The following is a 652-nucleotide window of genomic DNA, read 5'->3' as shown; positions in this document are numbered from 1 at the left end:
GCGAACATCGCGGGCGGTGCGGCGCTGCTGGCCGCCGCCCAGCAGAAGCTCGGCGAACCACTGAGCCAGGACCCGGCCGACTGGTACGGGGCGGTGGCCCGGTTCTCCGGCGCGGACGACAGCGCGACGGCGGCGGCGTACGCCAACGACGTGTACGACGTGATCCGCTCCGGCGAGCAGCGCACCACGGACACCGGACAGCGGGTCGTCCTGGCCGCCACGCCAGGCCTCGCTCCCGACACCGCGCAGCTGGCGCAGACGGGGCTGCGGCAGGTCTCGGCGGCCGGTACCGAGTGCCCGGCCTCGGTGTCCTGCGAGTGGATCCCGGCTCCGTACCAGCAGTTCGGGACCGACGACTACGGCAACCACGACGTGGCCGACCGGCCGGCGTCGCAGCACATCCGCTTCATCGTCATCCACGACACCGAGGGCAGCTGGGACGGCACGATCAAGCTCGTCCAGGACCCCACCTACGTGTCGTGGAACTACACGCTGCGCTCCACCGACGGGCACATCGCCCAGCACGTGAAGGCCAAGGACGTGGCCTGGCACGCGGGCAACTGGTACATCAACGCCGAGTCGATCGGCCTGGAGCACGAGGGCTTCCTCACCTCGCCGGACGCCTGGTACACGGAGGCGATGTACCGCTCCT

1 protein-coding gene is annotated in these 652 nt (G+C 70.9%); it reads left to right on the top strand.

Translation table 11 applies throughout. The features are described 5' to 3' along the window. Positions 1-652 (top strand): N-acetylmuramoyl-L-alanine amidase (locus tag BZY54_RS45585; protein ID WP_143668322.1); only part of this gene is annotated, 652 nt, incomplete at both ends.

Source organism: Streptomyces carpinensis (assembly GCF_002154505.1).
In the GTDB taxonomy this organism is placed as follows: Bacteria; Actinomycetota; Actinomycetes; order Streptomycetales; family Streptomycetaceae; genus Streptomyces; species Streptomyces carpinensis.
The sequence above is the reverse complement of the archived record's forward strand: the minus strand, read 5'-3'. Positions and strand labels throughout refer to the sequence as shown.